Genomic DNA, 21118 nt, shown 5'->3' with positions numbered 1-21118 from the left:
TTCCCGCAGGTCTCCCCTCGGGGAGCGGCGACGCGATACCGTGGCGTTCCTTTTCCCCACATGATCCTCGTGGCCGCCCTGGAGGTTCCGTGGTACAGGCGTACATCCTGATCCAGACGGAGGTCGGCAAGGCGTCGACCGTCGCCGAGACGATCAGCAAGATTCCCGGAGTGATCCAGGCCGAGGACGTGACGGGGCCGTACGACGTCATCGTGCGCGCCCAGGCCGAGACGGTCGACGATCTCGGTCGCATGGTGGTCGCCAAGGTCCAGCAAGTGGACGGCATCACGCGCACCCTGACCTGTCCGGTGGTGCATCTGTAGCCCCCGTCTACGCTTGGCCGGTGAACATCTTCCGTCACCGGCCCCTCGCCCTGCTCGCGCCGGCCCTGCTCATCGCGGTCGCGGGCTGTTCCACGGCGGACGACAGCGGCACCGTGGCGGTTCCCACCCCAGACACGCGGACCGCCCCGCTCTGCCGGGACCTGGACAAGGTCCTGCCGCGGACGGTGGACGGGCGGACCCGCGTCGACCCCGAGCCCCGGTCCGCCTACACGGCGGGCTGGGGAAGCCCGGCGATCATACTGCGCTGCGGCGTCGTCCGGCCGCCGAAGATGATCGACGCCAAGGTGGCGCAGGGTGACGACCCGAACGCGATCGGCGGCGGGGTGAACGGCGTCGACTGGCTGATGGAGAAGCAGGGCGACGGCACCTGGCGGTTCACCACGTCCAATCGCCGGGCGTACGTGCAGGTGACCCTGCCCGAGAAGCTGTCCGGGCCGGACGACAGCGCCCAGGTGATGGCGGACCTGGCGCCGGCCGTGAAGAAGGCGATCCCGAAGGGGATCGCCTCCATGCGCGGATGAGACCCGACGGGGTCAGCGCAGCCCCGTCGGGCGGCGCAGCGCCGCCTGCACCAGGCGGTCCACCAGCTCGGGGTAGCTGATCCCGCTCGCCTGCCACATCTGCGGGTACATCGAGATCGGCGTGAAGCCGGGCATCGTGTTGATCTCGTTGATCACGAACTCGCCGTCCTCGGTGAGGAAGAAGTCCGCGCGGACCAGGCCCTCGCAGGAGGTCGCCTCGAACGCCTCGACGGCGAGCCGGCGCACCTCGGCGGTCTGCTCCTCGGTGAGCGGGGCCGGGACGACGCCGGGCGTGGAGTCGATGTACTTGGCCTCGAAGTCGTAGTACGCGTGCGCGTCCGGCGGCGGGATCTCGGCCGGGACGGAGGCGCGCGGGCCGTCCTCGAACTCCAGGACGCCGCACTCGATCTCACGGCCGCGCAGGGTCGCCTCGACCAGGATCTTCGGGTCGTGGGCCTGCGCCTCGGCGATCGCCTCGTCCAGGCCGGACAGGTCGTCGACCTTGGTGATGCCGATGGACGAACCCGCGCGCGCGGGCTTCACGAACAGCGGCCAGCCGTGCGCGCCGGCGAAGTCGATGATCTTCTTGCGGGCGGCGGACTCGTCCCGGGCCCACTCGCGGGGCCGGATCACCAGGTAGGGGCCGACCTTCAGCCCGTAGGAGGTGAAGATCCGCTTCATGTACTCCTTGTCCTGGCCGACGGCCGAGGCGAGCACGCCGGAGCCCACGTAGGGCACTCCGGACAGTTCCAGCAGGCCCTGGAGGGTGCCGTCCTCGCCGTAGGGGCCGTGGAGCACCGGGAAGACCACGTCGACCTCGCCGAGCGCCTTGGGCACGGAGCCGGGCTCGCTGTAGACGACCTCGCGGTTCGCCGGGTCGACGGGGAGCACCACGCCGCCCTCGTTCGACTCCGCCAGCTCCGCCACGCTGGGGGTGCGGCGGTCGGTGATGGCCATCCGCTCCGGCTCGTCGGCCGTCAGCGCCCAGCGGCCGTCCGTGGTGATGCCGATCGGCAGGACGTCGTACTTCGTCCGGTCGATGGCCTTGAGGACGGCGCCGGCGGTGACCACGGAGATCCCGTGTTCGGAGCTGCGCCCACCGAACACGACGGCCACGCGCGGCTTGCGCGACGGCTGCTCAGGGCTGTGGGGAAGGTTCTCGGTGCTCATATCGCGTTGAGAGTACCCGTAGGTAGCGCCCAAGTCAGCGCGCGCTCCCGGGCCGTCGCTCAGCGTCGCACGGACGGTCGCTCACCGTCGTGCCGAGCCCCTGCCGAACGGACTCGACGCCTTCCCCGGGCCCGGCGTCTGCCGGGGTCGGCGTCTCCCGGGCTCAGTGCCTCTCGGGCTTGGCGCTGCGTGCCATCAGTTCCTTCAGCGCGACGACCGGTGACTTGCCCTCGTGCACGATGCTGACGACCGTCTCGGTGATCGGCATGTCGACACCGTGCCCGCGGGCCAGATCCAGCACGGACTCGCAGGACTTGACGCCCTCGGCGGTCTGCCTGGTGACCGCGATGGTCTCCTCCAGGGTCATGCCCTTGCCGAGGTTGGTGCCGAAGGTGTGGTTGCGGGACAGCGGCGAGGAGCAGGTGGCCACCAGGTCGCCCAGGCCCGCGAGTCCGGAGAAGGTCAGCGGGTCGGCGCCCATCGCGAGGCCGAGCCGGGTGGTCTCGGCGAGGCCGCGGGTGATGAGCGAGCCCTTGGCGTTGTCGCCGAGCCCCATGCCGTCGGCGATCCCCACCGCGAGCCCGATGACGTTCTTGACCGCGCCGGCGAGTTCGCAGCCGACCACGTCGGTGTTGGTGTACGGCCGGAAGTACGGCGTGTGGCAGGCCGCCTGGAGCCGCTGGGCGACCCGCTCGTCGGTGCAGGCCACGACGGCCAGGGCGGGCATGCGGGCGGCGATCTCGCGGGCCAGGTTGGGTCCGGTGACGACCGCGATCCGGTCGGCGCCGACCTTGGCGACGTCCTCGACGACCTCGCTCATCCGCATGGTGGAGCCGAGTTCGACGCCCTTCATCAGGGAGACGAGGACGGTGTCCGGGGCGAGCAGCGGGGCCCACTCGGCGAGGTTGGCACGCAGGGTCTGGGAGGGGATGGACAGGACCGTGAAGTCGGCGCCGGCCGCCGCCTCGGCCGGGTCGGTGGTGGCCCTGACGTTCTCGGGGAGTTCGACGCCCGGCAGGTAGTCGGGGTTGGTCCGGGTGGTGTTGATCGCCTCCGCGACCTCCGGCCGGCGGGCCCACAGGGTGACCTCGCAGCCGGCGTCGGCGAGCACCATGCCGAAGGCGGTGCCCCACGAACCGGCGCTGAAGACCGCCACCCTTACCGGTGCGCTCACTTGCTCTGCCCTTCCACTTGCCGGCCCTCCGCCTGCGCCTGGGTGCGGCGGCGCTGCTCGATCCGCTCACGGCGCGGGTCGTAGGGCGTCTCGGGCGCCTTCTCGCCGCGGATCTCCTCCAGCAGGCGGGTGATGGCCGCCATGATGACCTCGGTGGCCTCCTTCAGCACCTCCGGGGTCATCTCCTGGCCGTAGAAACGGGAGAGGTCCACGGGGGGTCCCGCGAGCACGTGGTGCGTCTTGCGCGGGAAGAGGTTCGGCTTCTTGGCGTACGGCGGCAGCAGTTCGTTGGCGCCCCACTGCGCGACCGGGATGACCGGGCACTTGGTCTGAAGGGCGACCCGGGCGGCGCCGGTCTTGCCGGTCATGGGCCAGCCGTTCGGGTCGCGGGTGAGGGTGCCCTCGGGGTAGAACGCGACGCACTCGCCGCGCTCCACGGCGTCGATCGCGGCCCGGAAGGCGCTGAGGGCATCCGTGGACTCGCGGTAGACGGGGATCTGCCCGGTGCCGCGCATGGCGGCTCCCACGAATCCCTTCTTGAAAAGGCCGCTCTTCGCCAGGAATCGCGGGACCCGTCCGGTGTTGTACTGATAGTGCGCGTACGCGAAGGGGTCCACGTGGGAATTGTGGTTCACCGCGGTGATAAATCCGCCCTCGGTCGGAATGTGCTCCATTCCACGCCAGTCCCGCTTGATCAGAACCACCAGCGGCGGTTTGCAGATCACCGCGGCGAAGCGGTACCAGAAGCCGATTCTGCGGCGGGACACAAGGACACCTTCCTCTAGGGCTGCAACCCCGGCGGGGGCCGCACAAGTGTGGCCCCGGGCCGCCGGTCTGTCGAGAACACCGTACGCCCCGCCCCCCGCGGCACCGGATGGCGCGGGGGACAATGAGCGCGACGAGAGAGGGACGGTACGCCGGTGCAGTGGACCTTGGTCATCCCCCTGAAGCCCCTGACGCGGGCCAAGAGCAGGCTCGCGGACACCGCCGACGACGGGGTGCGCCCGGGCCTGGCACTGGCGTTCGCGCAGGACACGGTGGCCGCGGCGGTGGCGTGTCCGGCGGTGTCGGATGTGGCGGTCGTCACGGACGACGAACTGGCCGGCCGGGAGCTCGCGGCGCTGGGCGCGCGGATCGTGCCCGACTCCCCCGGCAGCGGCCTGAACGCCGCGCTGGCGCACGGCGCGGCCGTCGTACACGCGATCCGTCCCGGCGCCGCGGTGGCGGCCCTGAACGCCGATCTGCCGGCGCTGCGTCCGGCGGAACTGTCCCGGGTACTGGCAGCGGCTTCGCAATTCCCGCGCGCGTTTCTCGCGGACGCGGCGGCACTGGGCACGACTTTGCTGGCGGCGGCCGGCGATCGTGAATTGCGGCCGGCGTTCGGCATCGATTCCCGTGCCCGCCACCGGGCCTCCGGCGCGGTGGAACTCGCGCTCACCGGGGTGGATTCGGTCCGCCAGGACGTCGACACGGCCGCGGACCTGCGAGCGGCACTGACACTGGGCGTGGGCCCGCATACGGCGGCGGCGTCGGCGGGGCTCCTCATCCCGGGCCCCTGAGGCGCCCCGGAGGGGGCGCGGGGCTGTATCGATGTGCGGCTCCGCCGCGTGGGCGCGGGCAACCACGACGGCCCCGCAGCCGGGGTGCGGCCCGCACCCCAACGGCGAACCGCGGGACGCACTACGCTGGCCGCCATGCAAGCGACCGCATACACCTACGACCCCGAAACCCGCAGCGGCCAGGTGCTCCTCGACGACGGCACCCCGGTCCCCTTCGACGCGGCGGCGTTCGACCGGGGCGGACTGCGGCTGCTGCGCCCGGGCCAGCGGGTGCGGATCGAGACGGAGTCCGAGGGCGGCGCCCTGCGGATCACCCTCGTAACCCTTCAAACCCTCTGACCGTCCTTACACACGCCGCGGGCCGGGCTCCCCAGGGGAGTCCGGCCCGGCGCGTGAATGCCCTGGCGGCCTTACGACGTCGCCTTGCGGGCGGTGGTCTTCTTGGCGGTGGTCTTGCGGGCCGTCGACTTCTTCGCCGGGGCCTTCTTGGCGGTGACCTTCTTCGCCGGAGCCTTCTTGGCCGTCGTCTTCTTGGCGGCGGCCTTCGTCGCGGTGGTCTTGGCGGTCGCCGTGGTCTTCTTGGCGGGAGCCTTCTTCGCCGTGGTCTTCTTCGCGGCGGCGGTGGTCTTCTTCGCCGCCGTCTTCTTCGCCGCGGTAGCCGCGGTCTTCTTCGCCGCGCCCGCCGTCTTCTTGGCGGCGGCCTTCTTGCCGGCGGCCTTCGCGATGGTGGGCGGCGGGCCGGACAGGCTGCCCTTCGGCGCCTTCTTGACCGCCACCTCGCCCCCGCGCGGGAGCTTCTTCGAACCGCTCACCAGGTCCTTGAAGCCCTGACCGGCGCGGAAGCGCGGCACGGAGGTCTTCTTGACCCGAACCCGCTCGCCCGTCTGAGGGTTGCGCGCGTAGCGGGCGGGGCGGTCCACCTTCTCGAAGGACCCGAAGCCGGTGACGGAGACCCGCTCGCCCCCGACGACCGCGCGGACGATGGCGTCCAGAACATGATCGACAGCGTCGGCGGCCTGCTGGCGGCCCCCCAACTTGTCGGCAATCGCTTCTACGAGCTGCGCCTTGTTCACGTCTTCCCCTTCGGAGACATCGCCAGAACGAAAGTGTTCAAGCTTTTTCGCACGTTAGGCAGATATATACCGCAAATCAAACACGAAACGGGCTTATCACCCTTGTGCCGCAACGGACTCGGCTGTCCCGGACGGTTCAGCGGTCCTCTTCCGGGATCCGACCCGCGTCGAGATCCGCCGTGAACCGATCGAGCCGCCTTGCCGCGTCGGCGAGATCGTGCTTGGCCGCGGCCGTAATGACCAGCAGCTTCCGGGTCAGCGCCATCCGTACGCCCTCCGGGACTTGCAGTGCGCGCACCCTTGCGTGCGCTTCCTTGAGCTGGTTCGCGACTGCCGTATAGAGCTGTAGTTGGCCGTCGTGTTCCATGCACAGATTGTGCCATCTGGGGCGAGTTGTCGCCTGCGCAGGGTGCAACTACCGCCTCAAATGGCCTTCCAGGCACTTGCGGAAGACATGAACACAGCACTCACCTACCCGGACAACGGCCTTCGTAACGTGGGAAGTTGAGCGAACCAGGGCAGAGCCGCAGGGCCGTTCGGGTGCAGACATGGCTGTACCCCCAATCGTGGCGATCGGGGGTACAGGCGAGGCGTTGGGGTGGCCGAAACCCGACCTTCGCGGGGCCCGGTCGGCGCCGGATCAGACCGGGAGCGTCCGCGGCTTGTAGCCGGGCCGCCCGGCCTCGTAGGCGGCGATCTCGTCCTCGTTGCGGAGGGTGATGGAGATGTCGTCCAGGCCGTTCAGCAGCCGCCAGCGGGAGTTCTCGTCCAGCTCGAAGGAGGCGGTGATGCCCCCGGCGCGCACCTCACGCGCCTCAAGGTCCACAGTGACCTCAGCAGTGGGGTCCGCTTCCGTGAGCTCCCACAGCGCGTCCACGATCTTCTGGTCCAGGACCACCGTGAGCAGGCCGTTCTTCAGCGAGTTGCCCCGGAAGATGTCGGCGAAGCGGGAGGAGATCACGGCCTTGAAGCCGTAGTTCTGCAACGCCCAGACGGCGTGCTCGCGGGAGGAGCCGGTGCCGAAGTCGGGGCCGGCGACCAGGACCGTGGCGCCCTGCCGCTCGGGGCGGTTGAGGATGAACTCGGGGTCCTTGCGCCAGGCCTCGAACAGCCCGTCCTCGAAGCCGTCCCGGGTGACCTTCTTGAGCCAGTGAGCAGGGATGATCTGGTCGGTGTCGACGTTGCTGCGGCGCAGCGGGACGGCCCGGCCGGTGTGGGTGGTGAAGGCTTCCATGATTCTCAGACTCCAGCGGGCGTGCGGTCGTCGGTCAGATCGGCCGGGGAGGCCAGGTGGCCCAGGACGGCGGTGGCCGCCGCGACCTGCGGCGACACCAGGTGGGTACGACCGCCCTTGCCCTGCCGGCCCTCGAAGTTGCGGTTGGAGGTGGAGGCGGAGCGCTCGCCCGGGGCCAGCTGGTCGGGGTTCATGCCGAGGCACATCGAGCAGCCCGCGTGCCGCCATTCGGCGCCGGCCTCCTTGAAGACCACGTCCAGGCCCTCGGAGACGGCCTGGAGACCCACGCGCGCGGAGCCCGGGACGACCAGCATCCGTACGCCGTCGGCGACTTTGCGGCCCCGCAGGATGTCGGCGGCGGCGCGCAGGTCCTCGATGCGGCCGTTGGTGCAGGAGCCTACGAAGACGGTGTCCACGTCGATGGACCGCAGCGGCTGCCCGGCCTCCAACCCCATGTATTCCAGGGCCTTTTCGGCGGCCAGGCGCTCCGAAGCGTCTTCGTACGAAGCCGGGTCGGGGACGTGCGCCGAAAGCGGCGCGCCCTGGCCGGGGTTGGTGCCCCAGGTGACGAACGGCGACAGCTCGGCGGCGTCGATGACGACCTCGGCGTCGAAGACGGCGTCCTCGTCGGTCCGCAGCGTCTTCCAGTACGCGACCGCGGCGTCCCAGTCGGCGCCCTCGGGGGCGTGCGGGCGGCCCTTGAGGTACGCGAAGGTGGTCTCGTCGGGGGCGATCATGCCCGCGCGGGCACCGGCCTCGATCGACATGTTGCAGATGGTCATCCGGGCCTCCATCGAGAGCTTCTCGATGGCGGAGCCGCGGTACTCCAGGATGTAGCCCTGGCCGCCGCCGGTGCCGATCCTCGCGATGATCGCCAGGATCAGGTCCTTGGCGGTGACGCCCTCGGGCAGCTCGCCGTCGATCGTGATCGCCATGGTCTTCGGGCGGGCCAGGGGCAGCGTCTGGGTGGCCAGCACGTGCTCGACCTGCGAGGTGCCGATGCCGAACGCCAGCGCGCCGAACGCGCCGTGCGTGGAGGTGTGGGAGTCGCCGCAGACGACGGTGGTGCCCGGCTGGGTCAGACCCAGCTGGGGGCCGACGACGTGGACGACGCCCTGCTCGACGTCGCCCAGCGGGTGCAGCCGCACCCCGAACTCGGCGCAGTTCTTGCGCAGGGTCTCCAGCTGGGCGCGGGAGACCGGGTCCGCGATGGGCTTGTCGATGTCGAGGGTCGGGGTGTTGTGGTCCTCGGTCGCGATGGTGAGGTCGAGGCGGCGCACCTGGCGGCCGTTCTTGCGGAGCCCGTCGAAGGCCTGCGGGCTGGTCACCTCGTGCAGCAGGTGCAGATCGATGTAGAGGAGGTCGGGCTCGCCCTCGGCGCGCCGGACGACGTGGTCGTCCCAGACCTTCTCCGCGAGTGTCCTACCCATCGCTTTCCCTCCGGCCGGCAAGCGTCCACCGACCCAACTAGAGATCTTGAGGAGCGGTGGCTGCCCGTCTCGGGCCCCTGAACGTCGTGATTCCGGGCGTCCACCGCCAGGCCCGTTGGTCCGCGGGCCGCTGTGTGATTCCAGGGTGGCGCGTTCCACGGAAAATTGAACTTGCGTTTCACAGAGTGAGACGCGAGTATCGTTGCATGGACAACAGTAGCGGCGTCGGCGTTCTGGACAAGGCGGCCCTCGTCCTGAGCGCTCTGGAGTCCGGTCCGGCCACCCTCGCGGGTCTGGTCGGCGCGACCGGACTGGCACGACCCACGGCCCACCGCCTGGCCGTGGCCCTGGAACACCACCGCATGGTGGCACGCGACATGCAGGGCCGGTTCATCCTCGGCCCGCGTCTCGCGGAGCTGGCGGCAGCGGCGGGCGAGGACCGCCTGCTCGCGACGGCGGGCCCCGTGCTCACCCACCTCCGCGACGTCACCGGCGAGAGTGCTCAGCTCTACCGCCGCCAGGGGGACATGCGGATCTGTGTGGCCGCCGCGGAACGCCTGTCCGGCCTGAGGGACACGGTCCCGGTCGGCTCCACGCTCACGATGAAGGCCGGCTCCTCGGCGCAGATCCTGCTCGCCTGGGAGGAGCCCGAGCGCCTGCACCGCGGCCTCCAGGGCGCCCGCTTCACGGCGACGGCCCTGTCGGGTGTACGGCGGCGCGGCTGGGCCCAGTCCATCGGCGAGCGCGAACCGGGCGTCGCGTCCGTCTCCGCGCCCGTGCGCGGCCCCTCCAACCGCGTGGTGGCCGCCGTCTCCGTCTCGGGCCCCATCGAGCGTCTGACCCGTCACCCGGGCCGCATGCACGCCCAGGCGGTCATCGACGCGGCGGGCCGCCTCTCGGAGGCCCTGCGCCGCTCGGGCTGAGAGCGGGAGAACCGCTCCGGCCGGGAAGGGGCCGCCTCAACGCCGCGGCAGCTTCTTCCCGACCGGAGCGGATCACCCTCCCCCACGGTGCCTAGCCGCCCGACCGGTAGGCGAACCGGTCCTTCGCGGAGCGCCCCCGCCTCTCCAGCGGCACCTGCCCGTGCGCGGCGGCCAGCCCGAACGCAGGCATGTCGCCGTAGATCGCCTCGTACGACCCCTCCGGCACGACGTACGACTCGTGCCATATCCCGACCTGGCCGCGCAGCTTCCCGGTCCGCTCCTTGCGGTTGAGCCGCGCCCACGCCTCGTGGTGGAAGGCGTCGGGCGCGGTCGCGTAGGCGTACAGCTTCTCCTTGGACTCCCAGTACTGCACGACGTAGTACGTACGCGGTGACGCCGTCAGCAGCACCTTGGCGAGCAGCCCGCGCCGGGGGTCCTTCTCCAGTTCCCGCAGCATGCGCAGCATCGCGAGCATCACCGGCAGCCACAGGCGAACGGCCCGGAAGCGGTTGATGCGCATGCCGATCAGCAGGACGACGACGTCGCCCTTCGCGTCGGCGGTCGTACGGGTCACCATGACGTCCCCCTGGTCGGTGAGCGGCACTATCCAATGGCCGATGCTTGGATAGTGGCGGTATCCAAAGAGGGGCGCAAGACATGCGGCTCGCCGAGTTGAGCAGACGCAGCGGTGTGGCCACCGCGACGATCAAGTACTACCTGCGCGAAGGCCTGTTGCCGCCGGGCCGCCAGGTCAACGCGACGACGGCCGAGTACGACGACGAGCATCTGCGCCGGCTGCGGCTGGTCCGCGCGATGATCCAGGTCGGCGGCCTCCCGGTGGCCACGGTCCGGGAGGTGCTGCGGAACGTCGACGACGAGTCCCTGGGCCGGACGATCCGGCTGGGCGCGGCCCTGTGGGCGCTGCCGCAGGTGCCGGAGCCGGACGAGGACGACGAGTACGTCCGGGCCGCGCGCCGGGAGGCGGAGGCCCTGCTGGACCGGCTGGGCTGGTCGAACGCGAGGCTGCTGACGACGATCTCCCCCGCGTACCGCTCCCTGGTGGTGGCGGTGGCCGCGTTCCGCCGGCTCGGCTACGACTGGGGCAGCGAACTGCTCGTCTCCTATGCCGAGTTGATGCACGAGGCGGCCAGACTCGACCTGGACTTCGTGGAGACCCGTCCGTCGGAGGCGGAGAAGGTGGAGACGGCGGTGCTCGGCGCGGTGCTGACCGAGCCGATCCTTCAGGCCCTGCGCCGGCTGGCCCAGGAGGAGGAGTCGGCCCGGCGGTACGGCTTCGAGTAGCGCCCGGCACGACGAAGGCCCCCCACCGAAGTGGAGGGCCTTGCCCGTGCGTACCCCCGACCGGATTCGAACCGGCGCTACCGCCTTGAGAGGGCGGCGTGCTAGGCCGCTACACAACGGGGGCGTGGACTCTGCGTTTCCGCAGGTCCGAGCTGGTCTACCTGGACTCGAACCAAGACTAACTGAACCAGAATCAGTCGTGCTGCCAATTACACCATAGACCAATGATGGTTTAGACCAGTCAGTACCCCCGACCGGATTCGAACCGGCGCTACCGCCTTGAGAGGGCGGCGTGCTAGGCCGCTACACAACGGGGGCCCTAGCGATCCCGACGAGGTCGAGATCAGTACCCCCGACCGGATTCGAACCGGCGCTACTGCCTTGAGAGGGCAGCGTGCTAGGCCGCTACACAACGGGGGCTTTGCAGATAAGCTCTGCGAGCTGGCCTACCTGGACTCGAACCAAGACTAACTGAACCAGAATCAGTCGTGCTGCCAATTACACCATAGGCCACTGGAACTCAAGCCCCTACGGGGTTCTCGTTCTAGCTTGCTCCTCGGGGCTCCGGCCTTCCGGCCCGCTCCCCTCGGCGCAGGAAGAACATTACCTGAAGGTGGACGGGGCTCCAAAACGGGTATCCGCGCGGACGAGCGCCGGGAGTTCGGCGAGGGTGGAGATCCGGTGCGCCACGACCTCCCCGGCGGCCCGCGCGTAGGCCGCCCCGCGGTCGATCCACACCGACAGCAATCCGGCCTCGGCGGCGCCCCGCCCGTCGATGTCGGGGTGGTCGCCGACGTACGCCACCTCGTGCGGGCGCAGCCCCAGCGCCTCGCAGGACGCCAGGAAGGCGCCCGGCTCCGGCTTGGAGACGCCCAGCTCGGCGGCGCACAGCACGGACTCGAAGCGGTGGAGCAGGCCGAGCGTGCGCAGCTTGTGCTCCTGGACGGCGATGCTGGAGTTGGACAGCACCGCGTGCCGGTGGCTGGCCGCGAGGGCCTCCAGAGCGGGCAGGACGTCCGGGAAGACGCTCCAGGCGGCCTCGTAGTGCCCGATGTACCGCCCGAACCAGTCGTCGGCCTCCGCGTCGGTCAGGTCCTTGTCCAGGAAGGTCCGGACCCGGTCGCGCCGCTGGTCCTGGAAGGTGGTCTCGCCGGCCGCGTAGCGCGCCCACTGCCGCTCGGTGATCTCCCGCCACCGCACCAGCGCGGCCTCGGCACTGCCGTGGCCGGCGAGCAGCCCCTCCACCGCGAGATGGGCCCGCATGCCCTCCCGGTCGGCGGTCGTGTAGTCGAACAGGGTGTCGTCCACGTCCCAGACCACGGCTCTGATCGTCATACGACCGACGGTACCGCCGCACCGGCCGGGGCGCCGGGGAATCGGATCGTTGCTCGTCAGGCGATATCAGGCCTGGTCGGAGGCGGGGTCCGGGGCCACGAAGAAGTCCGTCAGGAAGCAGGTGACCTCACCCGACGCCGAACGGCCCGTCCAGGTGGGATAGCAGCCGTCGCCCCAGCCGGAGGTGAACGCGGCCAGGGTGTGGCCGCCGTCCGTGGACCTGACCAGGAACGGCCCCGGCGACCAGTCGCTGCTCTCGAACGCGTCCCACAGCGGACCTTCCTCCTCCTGGGTCTCCGGGAACGCCTCCTCGGCCGAGGCGTCGTAGAAGCAGCCCGTGCCGGCGTCGACGCCGTACCCGAAGAACTCGTCGTCCTTGAGTTCGGCGGGGTCCTGGCCGGGGAGCAGGGCCAGTTCCCAGGTGACGGCCGGCTCGTCGCGGATGACGAGACGGGCGGCGGCCACGCGCAGGTGGGGCACGTCGGAGGGGGGCTCACCCGGCCGGGTGAGGGTCGCGACGGCCGCTTCGACGCGGTAGCGGCCGGGCTCGACGGTGGCCGTGAAGGGCTCGATGTCACCGCTGCCGAGGTAGACGAACGGGTCGCTCGCGACGACCCGGCCGGTGGGGAGGTCCAGTTCACCGCCGTCGGCCACGTGGATCACACCCGTGGTCCCGGACTCGTAGCTGAACGTGCTGCCCGGGGTGAACAGCCAGGTGTAGTCCCGCGGACTCATCGGCATGACGGCGCCCTTCTCGATCGCGCTCGCTGTGCGAGCCGTGTGCGCCGAAACACTAGTGCGAGCCGCTGACAGACATGCCGGAGGGGCGGCAGCCGTACGGCCACCGCCCCTCGGGAACGCGCGCGCCTACTCGGCCAGCCTGGCCAGCGCCGCGTCGACGCGGGCCAGGGTCTTCTCCTTGCCCAGGACCTCCAGGGACTCGAAGAGCGGCAGGCCGACGGTGCGGCCGGTGACGGCCACGCGGACCGGGGCCTGGGCCTTGCCGAGCTTGAGGCCGTGGGCCTCACCGGCGGCCAGGACGGCCTCCTTGAGGGACTCGGCCGAGGTCCAGTCCGCCGACTCCAGCTTCTCGCGGGCGGTGCGCAGCAGGGCGTCGGAGCCCTCCTTCATCGCCTTGGTCCACGAGGCCTCGTCGAAGACCGGCTCCGGCAGGAACAGGAAGTCGACGTTGTCGGTGATCTCCGACAGGACCTTCAGGCGGGTCTGGGCGTGCGGGGCGATCGCCTGCCACTTGGCCTCGTCGAAGTCCCCCGGCGCCCAGGGCGCGAACGGCGGCTTCAGCCACGGGCGGCAGCGCTCGGTGAACTCCTTCACGTCCAGCATGCGGATGTGGTCGGCGTTGATCGCCTCGCACTTCTTCAGGTCGAAGCGCGCCGGGTTGGGGTTCACGTCGGCGATCTCGAAGGCCCGGACCATCTCCTCGATCGTGAAGATGTCCTGGTCCGCGGAGAGCGACCAGCCCAGCAGGGACAGGTAGTTGAGCAGGCCCTCGGGCAGGAAGCCGCGCTCGCGGTAGAGGTTGAGGGACGACTGCGGGTCGCGCTTGGACAGCTTCTTGTTGCCCTCGCCCATGACGTACGGCAGGTGGCCGAACCGCGGGATCTCCTTCGCGATACCCAGCTCGATCAGCGCCTTGTACAGCGCGATCTGGCGCGGGGTGGAGGAGAGCAGGTCCTCGCCGCGCAGGACGTGGGTGATCTCCATCAGGGCGTCGTCCACCGGGTTCACCAGCGTGTACAGCGGGGCGCCGTTCGCGCGGACGATGCCGTAGTCGGGCACGTTCTCCGGCGTGAAGGTCAGCTCGCCGCGGACCAGGTCGGTGAAGGTGATGGTCTCGTCCGGCATGCGGAAGCGGACGATCGGGGTGCGGCCCTGCGCCTGGTACTCCTCGACCTGCTCGGCGGTCAGGTCGCGGCAGTGGCCGTCGTAGCCGGAGGGCCTGCCGGCGGCGCGGGCGGCCTCGCGGCGGGTGTCCAGCTCCTCCTGGGAGCAGTAGCAGTGGTAGGCGTGGCCGCCGTCGAGGAGCTTCCGGGCGACGTCGGCGTAGATGTCCATGCGCTGCGACTGGCGGTACGGCGCGTGCGGGCCGCCGACCTCGGGGCCCTCGTCCCAGTCGAAGCCGAGCCAGCGCATCGCGTCGAGCAGCTGGTTGTACGACTCCTCGGAGTCGCGGGCCGCGTCGGTGTCCTCGATGCGGAAGACCAGGGTGCCCTGGTGGTGCCGGGCGAACGCCCAGTTGAACAGGGCGGTGCGGACCAGGCCCACGTGGGGGTTACCGGTGGGCGAGGGGCAGAAACGGACGCGTACGGAGCCGGGTGCGCTAGCCACGCTTGACAACCTTGTTGGTGAGAGTGCCGATGCCTTCGATGGTGACGGCGACCTCGTCGCCGACGCTGAGGGGGCCGACCCCCGCGGGGGTGCCGGTGAGGATCACGTCGCCGGGGAGCAGCGTCATGGCCTCGGAGATGTTGACGATCAGGTCCTCGATGGGGTGGATCATCTCGCTCGTGCGGCCGAGCTGGCGTTGTTCGCCGTTGACCGTGAGCTGGACGGTGAGGTCGTTCGCGGCGTCCACCGAGAGGTCGGTCTCCACCCAGGGGCCGAGCGGGCAGGAGGTGTCGAAGCCCTTGGCCCGGGCCCACTGCTTCTCGCGCTTCTGCACGTCGCGGGCGGTGACGTCGTTGGCGCAGGTGTACCCGAAGATCACGTCCTTGACGCGGTCGCGCGGGACCTCGCGGCACAGGCGGCCGATGACGACGGCCAGCTCGGCCTCGTGGTGCAGTTCCTGGGAGAACGAGGGGTACTGGATGTCGTCGCCGGGGCCGATCACGGAGGTGGACGGCTTGAAGAAGGCGAACGGCGTGTCGGGCACCTCGTTGCCCAGTTCGCGCGCGTGCTCGGCGTAGTTGCGGCCGAACGCCACGACCTTGTTGGGGAGCACCGGCGGGAGCAGCCTGACCTTGCTCAGCGGCACCTTCGTCCCGGACAGCTCGAAGTCCGCGAACGGGATGCCCTTGATGATGTCGAGGACGAGTTCGTCCTGCTTGTCGCCCTCGACCGCGCCGAAGGCTACGTTCCCGTCGATGGAGAACCTGGCGATGCGCACGGGATCCTTGCGCCCCTCACTGAGAACCGGCGTACTGACGCCTCAGGTTATCGGAGCTATGCGAAGTTGTTCGCTTCCGGGGGCATCGTCGCAGGTCAGGGGCGGGTCACCGCGGCGGGCTCGGCCAGGGTCGCCACTGTGGCGCCGGCCGCGGGGCCCGGGAAACGCGAGCGCGGCCGGAAGGGACCGTCGTGGTCCTTCCGGCCGCGCCCGGCGGAGCCGTCGGCTACTCGCCGGCCGGGGCGCCCGCGCCGGCCGGGACCTCCATCAGGACGGTGCGCCGGGGGTTGGCCGTCTGGGCGGGGAGGTCGACGGAGTGCTCCGGCAGCTCGGGCGTGTGCAGTTCGCCTGCGTCCTTCAGGTGAGCCAGGGTTGTGCGCCGCGGGTTGGCGATCTTGTGGAACATCATCGTCGTCTTCACCGTTGTCGTCCTGTGCCCTCTGGTCGAGTGGTTGGCAGAGTCGTCCGTCTTGTAAAGCGTCAGGCTAAACATCCGATTCCCCGACGAAGGTGCCAACTGACCCCGGGGCGCGTGTGAGTTTGCTCACGAACTCACGGGCAAACCGGTCAATTCCGACCGACAACTCGCCTCAGCGAAACGGACATTGACCTACTGAAGCCACCATTCCGCTCCTGATCATGGCGACTGGGACACAGGGCGACGCACGGCGACTCGCATGGGTACGCCCGTTATGCCCAAGATCAGGTTCCACTGCCGGTAATCCGCCACTCACTGGCCGTCACGGAGGTCACAGCTCGGCCCGCTGCCCTTGTTGGAGATCCTGCACTGTGCTGGAATTCCACGGACCGCCGCGGGATGGAACCGGCGCAGGGGGCGCGCACAGCGCCGAGCGGCGGCGAGACAGGGGGGAACCAGCGCCGGTCACTCAAGACCACCGGGGGGCGTATTCAGGGCGCTCTCCACAACGCCGACACCGTGTCCCTCCGTTCACGCGGAGGGGCGCCTGGTCCAGAGGTTGCGACGCTAGTGCAGGGACGTTTCAAGAGGGATGGCAGCGCTTCGGCGGAGCCGGAGCCGCACGGCGGGACTGGCCCCAAGGCCGTCAGCTCCTCGCCCCAGCACGCCCAGAACCCGGGACCGGGCCACGCCACGGACGGCGGTGAGCGCGGCGGTCGTCCCGGCGCCTCGGCCGCGTCGGCCTCCGCGACCGCGGCGCCCTCGGGCGACCCCGCGCCCACGGTGAAGCCCGTGCAGGGCCCGACCGGCACCGGTTCACGGCTCGCCCTGCGCAACTGGCGCATCTCCACCCGCCTGGTGTCACTGCTCGCGCTGCCGGTGGTCGCGGCCACCTCGCTGGGCGCGCTGCGCATCGACCAGTCCATCGAGGACATCCAGCAGCTCGACAACATCAAGCTGCTGACGGAGATGACCAAGCAGGCCACCGAGCTGGCCCACGCGCTCCAGGAGGAGCGCGACCAGTCCGCCGGTCCCCTGGCGCACGGCGGCCTGAAGTCGAACGACTACCAGATCAAGGCGTACCAGCAGAAGACCGACCGGGCCCGCGAGAACTTCCTCGACGCCTCCGAGCAGATCGACGCGGCCAGCAAGGACGGCAATCTCCAGGGCGTCCGCGACGCGCTGGTCGGCCTCGCCAACCAGCTGGACGACCTCGCCAAGATCCGCAAGTCGGCCTACTCGTCCAAGGACAACGCGACCCAGACGGTCGAGTCCTACCACCGGCTCATCACCCAGCTGATCGGTCTCTCCCAGGACATGGCCGAGGCGTCCAGCAACCCGGAGATGATCTCGCGCACCCGCGCCCTGGCGGCCTTCTCCACCGCCAAGGAGTACGCCTCCGAGCAGCGCGCGATGATCGCCGCCGCACTGCCCGCGACCACCAGCACCAAGGGCGACCTCTCCGAGAACGACCGCCTCTACGGCCAGTCGGCGTACGAGAGCGAGGGCTCCGAGCTGGCGATCTTCCGGAAGATCTACGCCGGCCAGAACGCCGAGGAACTGCTCAAGCCGATCGACGAGGGCAACCCGACGATCGAGTCCGCCGACACCTACGCCAAGCGCTCCTTCGAGTCCCCGGACGGCCTCCAGCAGCTCCCGGCGCGGTCGTACAAGGACTGGGTGGACGACAGCTCGACCAAGATCGAGCAGATGAAGAAGATCGAGCGCACGCTCCTGGAGGAGATGGAGCAGAAGGCGCGCGAGCTGAAGAGCGCGACCCAGCGTGACGCGATCATCTCCGGTGCGCTGATCCTGCTCGTGCTCGGTGTCTCGCTGGTCGGCGCGTTCGTCGTCGCCCGGTCCATGATCCGCTCGCTGCGCCGGCTCCAGGAGACCGCGACCAAGGTCGCCCAGGACCGTCTGCCCGAGCTGGTCAAGCAGCTCTCGGAGTCGGACCCGCAGGACATCGACACCTCCGTCGAGTCGGTCGGTGTGCACTCCCGGGACGAGATCGGCCAGGTGGCCGCGGCCTTCGACGACGTGCACCGCGAGGCGGTCCGCCTCGCCGCCGAGCAGGCCCTGCTGCGGGGCAACGTCAACGCGATGTTCACCAACCTCTCGCGCCGCTCCCAGGGCCTGATCCAGCGCCAGCTCTCGCTCATCTCCGAACTGGAGTCCCGCGAGGCCGACCCGGACCAGCTCTCCTCGCTCTTCAAGCTCGACCACCTCGCGACGCGTATGCGCCGTAACGGTGAGAACCTCCTCGTCCTCGCGGGTGAGGAGCCCGGCCGTCGCTGGACCCGTCCGGTCCCGCTGGTCGACGTGCTCCGCGCCGCCGCGTCCGAGGTGGAGCAGTACGAGCGCATCGAGCTGGCCGCCGTACCCACCACCGAGGTGGCCGGCCGGGTCGTCAACGACCTCGTGCACCTGCTCGCCGAGCTGCTGGAGAACGCGACCTCGTTCTCCTCGCCGCAGACCAAGGTCAAGGTCACCGGTCACGCGCTGCCCGACGGCCGCGTCCTGATCGAGATCCACGACACCGGTATCGGCCTCTCCCCCGAGGACCTCGCGGCGATCAACGAGCGGCTCGCCTCGCCGCCCACCGTGGACGTCTCCGTCTCCCGCCGCATGGGTCTGTTCGTGGTCGGCCGGCTGTCCCAGCGGCACGGCATCCGCATCCAGCTCCGCCCGTCCGACTCCGGTGGTACGACCGCCCTGGTCATGCTGCCCGTGGACGTCGCCCAGGGTGGCAAGAAGCCCGCTCCGGGCAAGCCCGGCGCCCCCATGTCCACCGGTGGACCCGCCGCCGCGCAGGCCGCCGCCGGTGCGGCCGCGGCCCGGCGGCAGACCGCCGGCAACGGCGGCGCCCCGGGCGGTGGCGGTCTGCTCGGTTCCGGTCCGGGCCCGCGTGGCCAGGTCGGCTCCGCCCAGGGTCCCCGGACCCCGCTGCCCGGCACGGGCCTGGGCGGCCGTCCCGGTGCGCCGGGCGCCCGCGGTCCCCAGGGCGGCCGGCCGGCTCCGGCCGGTGCCGGTGCGGGCGGCTTCGGCGGTCAGGCGCCGGGCGCCCCTCAGGGCTTGCAGGCCGCGAACCCGGGCGGGCCGCAGCAGGACGCCTTCGGCGGTCGCGGCCCGAAGCGGTCCGGCGGCGCCCCCGACCAGGGCCGCCGGCCCCAGCTCCCGCCGCGCGGCGGCCCGCGCGCCGAACTGCCCGGCGGTGACCCGCAGTCCCGCACGCCGGACTGGAGCGACGCCCAGGCCCCGCTGTCGCGTGCCTCGCTGGACACCCCGCGCGGCCACGACGAGCAGGACCCCGCGCAGACCGCGCACATGCCGCGCGTGGACGACCGGCAGGGTCCGGGCTCGACCGCGGAGATGCCGCGGATCGACGCCCAGGGACCGGCCTCGACCGGCGAGTTCCCGCGCGCCGAGCTGAACGGCGGCTCGCACACGGGGCAGTTCGCCCGTCCGGACCTCCCCCAGCAGAGCGGCCAGTTCGGGCGTCCGGAAGGCGCCCAGGACACGGGCCAGTTCGCGCGTCCCGACGACCTCCAGCAGACCGGACAGTTCGCGCGTCCCGACGACCTCCAGCAGACCGGACAGTTCGCGCGTCCCGACGACCTCCAGCAGACCGGCCAGTTCGCGCGTCCCGAGAACCCTCAGGACACGGGCCGGTTCGGGCTCCCCGACGACGGCCGGCAGCAGGGCCGTTTCGACGGCGGCGACCAGCAGGGCACCGGCTCGTTCGTCCGCTCCGACGTGTTCGGCACGCCGGCGCCCGGCCAACGGGACAACGGCGCTCAGCACACGGGCCAGTTCCCGGCCCAGCAGACCCCGCAGGGGTACGACGGCGGCTACGAGGGCAGCTCCACCGGGCAGCACGCGCTGCCCGGCCGCCAGAACCCCGGCCACACCGGGCAGTTCGAGCGCCCGCAGCCGGCCCGTGCCGACTTCGGCACCCCCCGTCCGCCGGCCCCGCAGCAGCGTCCGCTCCAGCAGGAGCCCGGCAACCGGGGCGCCGCCCAGGCACCGGGTGACGGATGGGCCCTGCCCCCGGCCAGCGGTCCGGGTGACGGCCGTACCCCGCTGTACGACACACTGGAGACCAACTGGTTCCACGGTCAGCAGCAGGAGGACGCGCCCGCGCAGCGGCAGCAGCCCCAGGCGCCCGCTCCGCAGCGCCCCGCGCCCGCCGGCAACAACGGCAGCGCCAACGGTTCCTGGCGTACCTCGCCGAACGACGAACTCGTCCGGCAGGCCGAGCGCGTCCGTCAGCCCGCGGCCGGCGGGATCACCACCTCCGGCCTGCCGCGCCGCGTGCCCCGGGCGAACCTCGTGCCGGGCACGGCACAGCAGCAACAGCACCAAAGCGGTCCGCAGGTCTCGCGCGCGCCTGACGACGTGCGCGGACGGCTGACCAATCTCCGTCGGGGCATCGCTCAGGGCCGTCAGGCCGGCAGCGGCCAGACCGGCAGCTTCCCGAGCCCCACTCACCAGCAGGAGCGTTAGTTGAGTCCGATGAGCCAGGCGGCACAGAACCTGAACTGGTTGATCACCAACTTCGTGGACAACACCCCTGGGGTGTCCCACACCGTGGTGGTCTCCGCCGACGGCCTTCTGCTGGCGATGTCCGAAGGCTTCCCGCGGGACCGCGCGGACCAGCTCGCGGCCGTCGCGTCCGGTCTGACCTCGCTGACGGCCGGGGCGTCCCGGATCTTCGAGGGCGGCACCGTGGCGCAGACGGTCGTCGAGATGGAACGCGGGTTCCTCTTCCTGATGTCCATCTCGGACGGTTCGTCGCTCGCGGTCCTTGCCCATCCCGAGGCGGACATCGGTCTCGTCGGCTACGAGATGGCACTGCTCGTCGACCGCGCAGGGGCGGTACTCACCCCGGACCTGCGCGCCGAACTCCAGGGAAGTCTGCTTCACTGACCGCCCCCAGCACCACCCACCTCACAAAAACACCGTCCGGCCGCCACAATCCCCCCACCGGCCCCTTCAGACGGCTTGACTGACCGACTTGCTGTCCCGCCCGGAGGATTCATGACCCCGCCCACCGCCCATCATGATCCGTACGCGGAGCCGTACGGGGACGAGGGCGACCAGCCGCTGGTGAGGCCGTACGCCATGACCGGCGGCCGGACCAGGCCTCGCTACCAGCTCGCCATCGAGGCGCTGATCAGCACCACGGCCGACCCGGCAGCGCTCATGGGGCTGCTCCCGGAGCACCAGCGCATCTGCCACCTGTGCCGTGAGGTCAAGTCGGTCGCGGAGGTCTCCGCGCTGCTGGCCATGCCGCTCGGTGTGGCCCGGATCCTGGTGGCCGACCTCGCCGAGGCCGGCCTGGTCGCCATCCACCAGCCGGGTGGCGACGAGAACAACGGTGGCGCACCGGACGTGACGCTGCTCGAAAGGGTGCTCAGTGGACTTCGCAAGCTCTGACGGGGGCCGGGCCACCACCTCCGCGAAGATCGTGGTGGCGGGCGGCTTCGGCGTGGGCAAGACCACGTT

At 70.8% G+C, this 21118-nt stretch carries 22 protein-coding genes, 5 tRNA genes and 1 pseudogene; 10 read left to right on the top strand and 18 right to left on the bottom strand.

Translation table 11 applies throughout. The features are described 5' to 3' along the window. The first annotated feature begins 89 nt into the window (after positions 1-89). Positions 90-323 (top strand): Lrp/AsnC family transcriptional regulator, encoded by a 234-nt coding sequence (locus tag IE273_RS32080; protein WP_014675232.1) that lies wholly within the window; start codon positions 90-92, stop codon positions 321-323. 20 nt (positions 324-343) lie between these two features. After that, a complete protein-coding gene (locus IE273_RS32075; RefSeq protein ID WP_189818668.1) occupies positions 344-865 on the top strand; it encodes a DUF3515 domain-containing protein in 522 nt (173 codons plus the stop codon). Between the two features lie 12 nt (positions 866-877). On the opposite strand, the gene IE273_RS32070 is transcribed toward IE273_RS32075, so the two are convergent. From IE273_RS32070 to IE273_RS32060, 3 genes are all read right to left on the bottom strand, one after another. Beyond that, entirely contained in the window at positions 878-2035 is a 1158-nt protein-coding gene (locus IE273_RS32070; RefSeq protein WP_189818667.1) for a D-alanine--D-alanine ligase family protein, read from the bottom strand. Positions 2036-2198: 163 nt separating this feature from the next. Then, complete coding sequence (locus tag IE273_RS32065) at positions 2199-3209, bottom strand: NAD(P)H-dependent glycerol-3-phosphate dehydrogenase (protein WP_189818666.1); 1011 nt, start codon at positions 3207-3209, stop codon at positions 2199-2201. Continuing rightward, positions 3206-3976, bottom strand: coding sequence for a lysophospholipid acyltransferase family protein (locus tag IE273_RS32060; protein WP_189818665.1), 771 nt, complete (start codon positions 3974-3976; stop codon positions 3206-3208). The genes IE273_RS32065 and IE273_RS32060 overlap by 4 nt, the downstream gene beginning before the upstream one ends. Positions 3977-4129: 153 nt before the next feature. On the opposite strand from IE273_RS32060, the gene cofC reads away from it, so the two are divergent. Continuing rightward, the gene (gene cofC, locus IE273_RS32055; protein ID WP_189818664.1) at positions 4130-4768 is read left to right on the top strand and encodes a 2-phospho-L-lactate guanylyltransferase; all 639 of its coding nucleotides are present in this window, start codon (positions 4130-4132) and stop codon (positions 4766-4768) included. Between the two features lie 135 nt (positions 4769-4903). Next, positions 4904-5107, top strand: a complete 204-nt coding sequence (locus tag IE273_RS32050) for a hypothetical protein (RefSeq protein WP_014675226.1) — start codon at positions 4904-4906, stop codon at positions 5105-5107. Positions 5108-5178: 71 nt separating this feature from the next. Here the strand turns inward: IE273_RS32050 and IE273_RS32045 are convergent, their stop codons facing one another. From IE273_RS32045 to leuC, 4 genes are all read right to left on the bottom strand, one after another. Further along, positions 5179-5841, bottom strand: coding sequence for an HU family DNA-binding protein (locus IE273_RS32045; RefSeq protein ID WP_189818663.1), 663 nt, complete (start codon positions 5839-5841; stop codon positions 5179-5181). Positions 5842-5977: 136 nt separating this feature from the next. Continuing rightward, a complete protein-coding gene (locus tag IE273_RS32040; protein WP_030649187.1) occupies positions 5978-6208 on the bottom strand; it encodes an SCO5555 family protein in 231 nt (76 codons plus the stop codon). 273 nt (positions 6209-6481) lie between these two features. After that, positions 6482-7075, bottom strand: a complete 594-nt coding sequence (gene leuD / locus IE273_RS32035; protein ID WP_189818662.1) for a 3-isopropylmalate dehydratase small subunit — start codon at positions 7073-7075, stop codon at positions 6482-6484. 5 nt (positions 7076-7080) lie between these two features. Further along, entirely contained in the window at positions 7081-8505 is a 1425-nt protein-coding gene (leuC, locus tag IE273_RS32030) for a 3-isopropylmalate dehydratase large subunit (RefSeq protein ID WP_189818661.1), read from the bottom strand. A 206-nt stretch (positions 8506-8711) separates the two neighbouring features. Between leuC and ndgR the strand changes: the two genes are divergently transcribed. Beyond that, the gene (gene ndgR / locus IE273_RS32025; RefSeq protein WP_014675221.1) at positions 8712-9428 is read left to right on the top strand and encodes an IclR family transcriptional regulator NdgR; all 717 of its coding nucleotides are present in this window, start codon (positions 8712-8714) and stop codon (positions 9426-9428) included. 91 nt (positions 9429-9519) lie between these two features. On the opposite strand, the gene IE273_RS32020 is transcribed toward ndgR, so the two are convergent. After that, positions 9520-10005, bottom strand: a complete 486-nt coding sequence (locus tag IE273_RS32020) for a DUF4188 domain-containing protein (protein WP_189818748.1) — start codon at positions 10003-10005, stop codon at positions 9520-9522. Positions 10006-10085: 80 nt separating this feature from the next. On the opposite strand from IE273_RS32020, the gene IE273_RS32015 reads away from it, so the two are divergent. Then, on the top strand, positions 10086-10730 hold the full coding sequence (locus tag IE273_RS32015; protein ID WP_189818660.1) for a MerR family transcriptional regulator: 645 nt from the start codon (positions 10086-10088) through the stop codon (positions 10728-10730). 51 nt (positions 10731-10781) lie between these two features. On the opposite strand, the gene IE273_RS32010 is transcribed toward IE273_RS32015, so the two are convergent. The 10 genes from IE273_RS32010 to IE273_RS31965 form a co-directional block, all read right to left on the bottom strand. Then, a tRNA-Glu gene (locus tag IE273_RS32010) sits at positions 10782-10854 on the bottom strand. Positions 10855-10882: 28 nt separating this feature from the next. Beyond that, positions 10883-10954: transfer RNA gene (locus IE273_RS32005), tRNA-Gln, on the bottom strand. Between the two features lie 21 nt (positions 10955-10975). Then, positions 10976-11048: transfer RNA gene (locus tag IE273_RS32000), tRNA-Glu, on the bottom strand. 29 nt (positions 11049-11077) lie between these two features. Beyond that, positions 11078-11150: transfer RNA gene (locus IE273_RS31995), tRNA-Glu, on the bottom strand. A gap of 21 nt (positions 11151-11171) precedes the next feature. Further along, positions 11172-11243: transfer RNA gene (locus IE273_RS31990), tRNA-Gln, on the bottom strand. Positions 11244-11333: 90 nt separating this feature from the next. Then, positions 11334-12065, bottom strand: a complete 732-nt coding sequence (locus IE273_RS31985; RefSeq protein ID WP_189818659.1) for an HAD family hydrolase — start codon at positions 12063-12065, stop codon at positions 11334-11336. Between the two features lie 66 nt (positions 12066-12131). Beyond that, entirely contained in the window at positions 12132-12806 is a 675-nt protein-coding gene (locus IE273_RS31980; protein WP_059264114.1) for a DUF4241 domain-containing protein, read from the bottom strand. Positions 12807-12932: 126 nt separating this feature from the next. Beyond that, positions 12933-14414 carry a glutamate--tRNA ligase gene (gene gltX, locus IE273_RS31975; RefSeq protein ID WP_189818658.1) on the bottom strand — a complete coding sequence of 494 codons (1482 nt, stop codon included), beginning with the start codon at positions 14412-14414 and terminating at the stop codon, positions 12933-12935. Continuing rightward, positions 14407-15192, bottom strand: a complete 786-nt coding sequence (locus IE273_RS31970) for a fumarylacetoacetate hydrolase family protein (RefSeq protein ID WP_189818657.1) — start codon at positions 15190-15192, stop codon at positions 14407-14409. Before IE273_RS31970 ends, gltX begins: the two co-directional genes overlap by 8 nt. A gap of 226 nt (positions 15193-15418) precedes the next feature. Then, positions 15419-15613 (bottom strand): hypothetical protein, encoded by a 195-nt coding sequence (locus tag IE273_RS31965; RefSeq protein WP_189818656.1) that lies wholly within the window; start codon positions 15611-15613, stop codon positions 15419-15421. 567 nt (positions 15614-16180) lie between these two features. On the opposite strand from IE273_RS31965, the gene IE273_RS31960 reads away from it, so the two are divergent. From IE273_RS31960 to IE273_RS31945, 4 genes and pseudogenes are all read left to right on the top strand, one after another. Further along, positions 16181-20116 carry a sensor histidine kinase gene (locus IE273_RS31960; RefSeq protein ID WP_189818655.1) on the top strand — a complete coding sequence of 1312 codons (3936 nt, stop codon included), beginning with the start codon at positions 16181-16183 and terminating at the stop codon, positions 20114-20116. 9 nt (positions 20117-20125) lie between these two features. After that, on the top strand, positions 20126-20539 hold the full coding sequence (locus IE273_RS31955) for a roadblock/LC7 domain-containing protein (protein WP_014675212.1): 414 nt from the start codon (positions 20126-20128) through the stop codon (positions 20537-20539). Positions 20540-20650: 111 nt separating this feature from the next. Further along, positions 20651-21049 (top strand): DUF742 domain-containing protein, encoded by a 399-nt coding sequence (locus IE273_RS31950; protein ID WP_009190816.1) that lies wholly within the window; start codon positions 20651-20653, stop codon positions 21047-21049. Further along, positions 21030-21118 (top strand): annotated as a pseudogene (locus IE273_RS31945) (ATP-binding protein); the annotation flags it as partial. The gene IE273_RS31950 and the pseudogene IE273_RS31945, both read left to right, overlap by 20 nt.

Source organism: Streptomyces olivaceoviridis (genome assembly GCF_014650115.1).
GTDB lineage: Bacteria > Actinomycetota > Actinomycetes > Streptomycetales > Streptomycetaceae > Streptomyces > Streptomyces olivaceoviridis.
Note: the sequence above shows the minus strand (reverse complement) of the source record. Positions and strands in the feature narration are given on the sequence as shown.

Bases quoted from the DNA above. Each gene is read 5' to 3' on its own strand.
- IE273_RS32040 (WP_030649187.1), bottom strand. From the start codon at position 6,208: ATGGAACACGACGGCCAACTACAGCTCTATACGGCAGTCGCGAACCAG.
- IE273_RS31980 (WP_059264114.1), bottom strand. From the start codon at position 12,806: ATGCCGATGAGTCCGCGGGACTACACCTGGCTGTTCACCCCGGGCAGC.
- IE273_RS32015 (WP_189818660.1), top strand. From the start codon at position 10,086: ATGCGGCTCGCCGAGTTGAGCAGACGCAGCGGTGTGGCCACCGCGACG.
- IE273_RS32020 (WP_189818748.1), bottom strand. From the start codon at position 10,005: ATGGTGACCCGTACGACCGCCGACGCGAAGGGCGACGTCGTCGTCCTG.
- IE273_RS32070 (WP_189818667.1), bottom strand. From the start codon at position 2,035: ATGAGCACCGAGAACCTTCCCCACAGCCCTGAGCAGCCGTCGCGCAAG.
- IE273_RS31985 (WP_189818659.1), bottom strand. From the start codon at position 12,065: ATGACGATCAGAGCCGTGGTCTGGGACGTGGACGACACCCTGTTCGAC.
- IE273_RS31955 (WP_014675212.1), top strand. From the start codon at position 20,126: ATGAGCCAGGCGGCACAGAACCTGAACTGGTTGATCACCAACTTCGTG.
- leuD (WP_189818662.1), bottom strand. From the start codon at position 7,075: ATGGAAGCCTTCACCACCCACACCGGCCGGGCCGTCCCGCTGCGCCGC.
- IE273_RS31950 (WP_009190816.1), top strand. From the start codon at position 20,651: ATGACCCCGCCCACCGCCCATCATGATCCGTACGCGGAGCCGTACGGG.
- ndgR (WP_014675221.1), top strand. From the start codon at position 8,712: ATGGACAACAGTAGCGGCGTCGGCGTTCTGGACAAGGCGGCCCTCGTC.
- IE273_RS32050 (WP_014675226.1), top strand. From the start codon at position 4,904: ATGCAAGCGACCGCATACACCTACGACCCCGAAACCCGCAGCGGCCAG.
- leuC (WP_189818661.1), bottom strand. From the start codon at position 8,505: ATGGGTAGGACACTCGCGGAGAAGGTCTGGGACGACCACGTCGTCCGG.